We start from the raw sequence: 4,325 nt of genomic DNA, 5'->3' as shown, positions 1-4,325 counted from the left end.
TCTGGTAGGCGGCGGTACAGCAATGATCGGTGACCCCTCCGGCAAAGCTGACATGCGTAAAATGATGACAGTAGAAACCATCGACCACAACGTAGCATGCATCAAAAACCAGCTGTCTCGTTTCATCGACTTCAACGAAGGCGAAGGCGGTGCGATCATCGTAAACAACGGCGACTGGCTGAGAAACCTGAACTACATCGAATTCCTGCGTGATGTGGGCGTACATTTCTCCGTAAACAGAATGCTGGCTGCCGACTGCTTCAAAACAAGAATGGAAAAAGAAGCCGGTCTGTCCTTCCTGGAATTCAACTACATGATCATGCAGGGTTACGACTTCTACGAACTGAATCAGAGATACAACTGCTCTCTGCAGATGGGCGGTAACGACCAGTGGTCCAACATCATCGCCGGTGTTGAACTGATCCGTCGTAAATCCCAGAAGTCCGCTTACGGTATGACATTCAAACTGCTGACAAACTCCGAAGGCGTAAAAATGGGTAAAACAGTTTCCGGCGCTGTATGGCTGGATCCCGAAAAAACAACACCTTACGATTTCTACCAGTACTGGAGAAACGTTGGCGATAAAGACGTTGAAAAATGTCTGGCTCTGCTGACATTCCTGCCCATGGATGAAGTTCGTCGTCTGGGCGCTCTGGAAGGTGCAGAAATCAACAAAGCAAAAGAAATCCTGGCTTTCGAACTGACAAAGATCGTTCACGGAGAAGCAGAAGCAACAAAAGCACAGGAAGCGGCAAAAGCACTGTTCGGCAAAGGCGCTGCAACAGCAGATGCTCCTTCCACAGAAATCGCTGCAGCTGATCTGGCAGATGGTATGGATATCCTGACACTGCTGACAACGATCAAAGTAGTTCCTTCCCGTTCCGAAGGCAGACGTGCTGTACAGCAGGGCGGCGTAAAAGTTGCAGAAAAACCTGTCACAGACGTTGACTTCAAAGTAACAGCAGACCTGTTCACAGACGGCAAACTGCTGGTACAGAAAGGTAAGAAAACATTCCACAATGTGATCTTAAAATAATCAGACAGCAAAAATCTGAGGCACTCCATTTGGAGTGCCTTTCTTTTTTCCAAAAATAAATCCACCGATTTTCTATGAATTTTTTCTTGTATTTTTCAAGGAACAGCGCTATAATATTCTTGTAAAAAAACATTGTAATTTTCTTCAGCCGCTTTGTTTTGGGGGCTGCGACTTTTACATATCAAAGGAGGAATTGTGTATGGCAAAGAAAGTTCTTATGTTAGCAGGCGATTTTACAGAAGATTATGAAACAATGGTACCTTTCCAGGCGATGGAAATGCTGGGTTATCAGGTTGATGCTGTATGTCCCGACAAAAAAGCCGGCGACGTGATCCGTACCGCAATCCATGACTTTGAAGGCGAACAGACCTATTCCGAAAAAAGAGGTCACAACTTCGCTCTGACAGCAGATTTCGATGCTGTAAACGTAGCTGATTACGAAGGTCTGTTCATCACAGGCGGCCGTTCTCCCGAATATCTGAGACTGACACCCAGAGTGATCGAAATCGTACAGGAATTCTTTGCGGCAAACAAACCCGTAGCTGCAATCTGCCACGGCCCTCAGATCCTGACAGCAGCAAACGTACTGAAAGGCAGAAAAGCAACTGCATATCCCGCAGTTGGTCCCGATATCACATTAGCAGGCGGCGAATATGTTCCCGTTGAAGTAAACGAAGCCGTTGTAGACGGCAATCTGGTAACCGCTCCCGCATGGCCCGGCGACTCCGCAGTAACAAGAGAATTTGTAAAACTGATGGGTGCAAAATGGGAAATCTGATCTGATCCCAAATCTTTCTGACAATAAAAAAGCAGGGAGGACTTTTCTTCGGAATTGCCCTCCCTGTTTTTTATTGCAATGTGACAGGTATTTTATTTTCTATCTCGACATTTCCCACTTCCACCCGGCAGTCATAGGCCAGAATATCCACACCGACTGCAGCCGCTTCCCGCAGGGCTTCTGTAAAATGTTTATCCCGTTCTTCATTGGGTTTGAATTCTCTTACCCCTTTCATCTGGATCACAAACAGCACTGCCGCTTCATACCCTTCTTTCTTCGCTTGGATGAGTTCTCTCAGATGCTTTGCCCCTCTCTCTGTTGGCGCATCAGGAAATTTTGCAATGCCGTTTTCCTCCAAAGTGACCCCTTTTACCTCGATAAACCCCTTCTTTTCTCCCTTATGATAAAAAAGATCAAAACGGGAATTTTCAAATTTCACTTCCCGCTTCAGAAAATCTACTCCCCCGATTTCTGCTATTTTCCCTTCTGCCAGTGCCTCTGCTGCCATCTGGTTCGGCGCCTGCGAATCCATATTTACCAGCACATCCCCTTTATAAACGGCAATCAGGGAATATTTTGTCTTTCTCCCCTCTTTGTCCGCTTCCTCCAGAAAAACCCGCGCCCCTTCCAGCAAAAGTTCTTTGCATCTGCCTGTATTTTTTACGTGTACCATTTCTTCCCGCCCATCCAGTTCCACAAAAGCAGTGAACCGGTTGATTCTGCGCAGGAATTTGGCTTCGACCATTTTTCCGTATTTCATATTTTCACCTCTCCCTTATTTTATCATAACCTTCATTGAAAAACACCTTCTTGTTTGGTATGATATAAAAAAGTTCCAGATGATTGGAGGGATAAAATGAAATTTTCCGAGAGAGAAGAAATATTGCGGCAAAGAGAGATCAGAAAAGAAATGCTTACCAGATATCGCAGCCGTTTTATTGCCAGCACATTCGTTATCATTCTTGCACTACTATCTTCCCAATTGATTCATAAAAAAACACCCGATATCCCACAACCCACACAACATGATATAAAAATTGCCAAAGAACTGACTACCATCGAAGGCAGAGAAGCCGCTATCGACAAAAAATATGACACGGCAAAAATCATCGCAGAACGCACCTACGGCAAAGACATCATCAGTGTCTTCGAAGTTGATTATCTATACAGTTTCTGCGTTTTTGAAGCCCTCGAAAACGGCTACTGGATGGAATACTGCGGCAACCTCTTTCCCAAAACGCAGATAGTAAAAGGCACAGTTCCTCTTGGGGATAATACCGACGAATACGATATCTATCTGAAAGGAGATACCCCTTATACCCGTCTGGTCTCTACTTGGGGACATATAAAAAATATTCCAAATATAAAGAAAAACAAAATGTTCATTTTGATGAAAACGGTATCGGCATTGCAAAAAATGATTTTCGGAGCACTCGCTATTTCAATCCCCAAATCAAAGCCTATGATGCCGAGGGCAACGAATACATTCTGGATGGCGGCGGCTTATTCTAAGCATTTTCTTGTACTTTCATCCATTTTATTCTATAATAAAAGGTACGAAAAATTTTGATTTCAGAAAGGAGTCCTTCTTGTGTCCAAACTCACATTAGAAGAAAAAATAAAAAATCTCTCTGCAGATTACATCTATCAGCAGGCTGTCGGTTCTCTCCTCCTGATGCTCATGAGCACCATGGAAGATGTACAGAAAGGTGACATGGCTCTGCCCTACGAAGTCCCCGCAGATGTCAAAGAACTGAAAGGTGAAATCACAAAGATCCTGCTGGATCTGGAAGAAATTCTGGACGGCGATGCAGACGGCCGCATGGATGCCCTCAACGAATGTATGGGTCTGAAAAAACGCCTGCTGGATATGTACGAAACCGTTTACAGCTATTTCTCCCAGTGGAATGTCATCTCCACTCTGGTCAGCGATCAGGTTGCCCTGCGCAAATATAAAGAAGACGGTATTTCCCAGAAACAGGTGGAATGGTCTCTCTTCTTTGCAGACTGCCATGCCTTCATGGAAAGCGCAGAAAACCTTCTGGATCAGAAAAACTACATGGGTCAGATCTTAAAATGTATGCCCCTGTATATGACAAGAGATAAATACTATGATAACGTGCAGGCGTCCCTGTCCGCGGCCTTTGCAGGCGAAAGCAAGGAATTCATCGCCGCATCCCTGAAAGCCTTTGAAGGCTTCTGCAGCCCTCAGGAAAACCCCGTTTACGGCAAATATTTCCCCGAAGTGGCAGAATGGATCGGCCAGAAACGTATGGTACTGCCCCATAAGATGAATGATGAAGAACTTTCCGAATTCTACGAAGAACTGAAGGAAATGTATGAAGTGCTGGAACAGATCGAAGAATATTTCTCCTGCATCCTGCATGACATCAATTCCCTGATCCTGGTGCTGTATCTGTCCTATTCCTTCAAAGACCTGACAGAAGGCAGCGCATCTTATTCCGACCTGTATCACACCGTATGCGAATTCATCGAAGGCGAACTGGATGC

At 45.0% G+C, this 4,325-nt stretch carries 5 protein-coding genes; 4 read left to right on the top strand and 1 reads right to left on the bottom strand.

Going from position 1 to position 4,325, the window contains the following annotated elements; translation table 11 throughout:
* Together tyrS and ACJMLT_RS01545 are read left to right on the top strand one after the other, a co-directional pair.
* Nucleotides 1-1,036 (top strand): tyrosine--tRNA ligase (gene tyrS, locus ACJMLT_RS01550; protein ID WP_405725558.1); only part of this gene is annotated, 1,036 nt, incomplete at its 5' end.
* Between the two features lie 199 nt (nucleotides 1,037-1,235).
* A complete protein-coding gene (locus tag ACJMLT_RS01545; protein WP_405725555.1) occupies nucleotides 1,236-1,814 on the top strand; it encodes a DJ-1/PfpI family protein in 579 nt (192 codons plus the stop codon).
* Nucleotides 1,815-1,884: 70 nt separating this feature from the next.
* Here the strand turns inward: ACJMLT_RS01545 and sfsA are convergent, their stop codons facing one another.
* Nucleotides 1,885-2,574, bottom strand: coding sequence for a DNA/RNA nuclease SfsA (sfsA, locus tag ACJMLT_RS01540; protein WP_405725552.1), 690 nt, complete (start codon nucleotides 2,572-2,574; stop codon nucleotides 1,885-1,887).
* A 96-nt stretch (nucleotides 2,575-2,670) separates the two neighbouring features.
* On the opposite strand from sfsA, the gene ACJMLT_RS01535 reads away from it, so the two are divergent.
* On the top strand, nucleotides 2,671-3,384 hold the full coding sequence (locus tag ACJMLT_RS01535) for a hypothetical protein (protein ID WP_405725549.1): 714 nt from the start codon (nucleotides 2,671-2,673) through the stop codon (nucleotides 3,382-3,384).
* 21 nt (nucleotides 3,385-3,405) lie between these two features.
* A partial coding sequence (locus ACJMLT_RS01530) for a hypothetical protein (RefSeq protein WP_405725546.1) occupies nucleotides 3,406-4,325 on the top strand: 920 nt, incomplete at its 3' end.

The sequence above is a fragment of the Anaerotignum sp. genome (assembly GCF_045122575.1).
In the GTDB taxonomy this organism is placed as follows: domain Bacteria; phylum Bacillota; class Clostridia; order Lachnospirales; family Anaerotignaceae; genus Anaerotignum_A.
This window is presented reverse-complemented; position numbering and strand designations above follow the sequence as displayed.

Bases quoted from the DNA above. Each gene is read 5' to 3' on its own strand.
- ACJMLT_RS01535 (WP_405725549.1), top strand. From the start codon at position 2,671: ATGAAATTTTCCGAGAGAGAAGAAATATTGCGGCAAAGAGAGATCAGA.
- ACJMLT_RS01545 (WP_405725555.1), top strand. From the start codon at position 1,236: ATGGCAAAGAAAGTTCTTATGTTAGCAGGCGATTTTACAGAAGATTAT.
- sfsA (WP_405725552.1), bottom strand. From the start codon at position 2,574: ATGAAATACGGAAAAATGGTCGAAGCCAAATTCCTGCGCAGAATCAAC.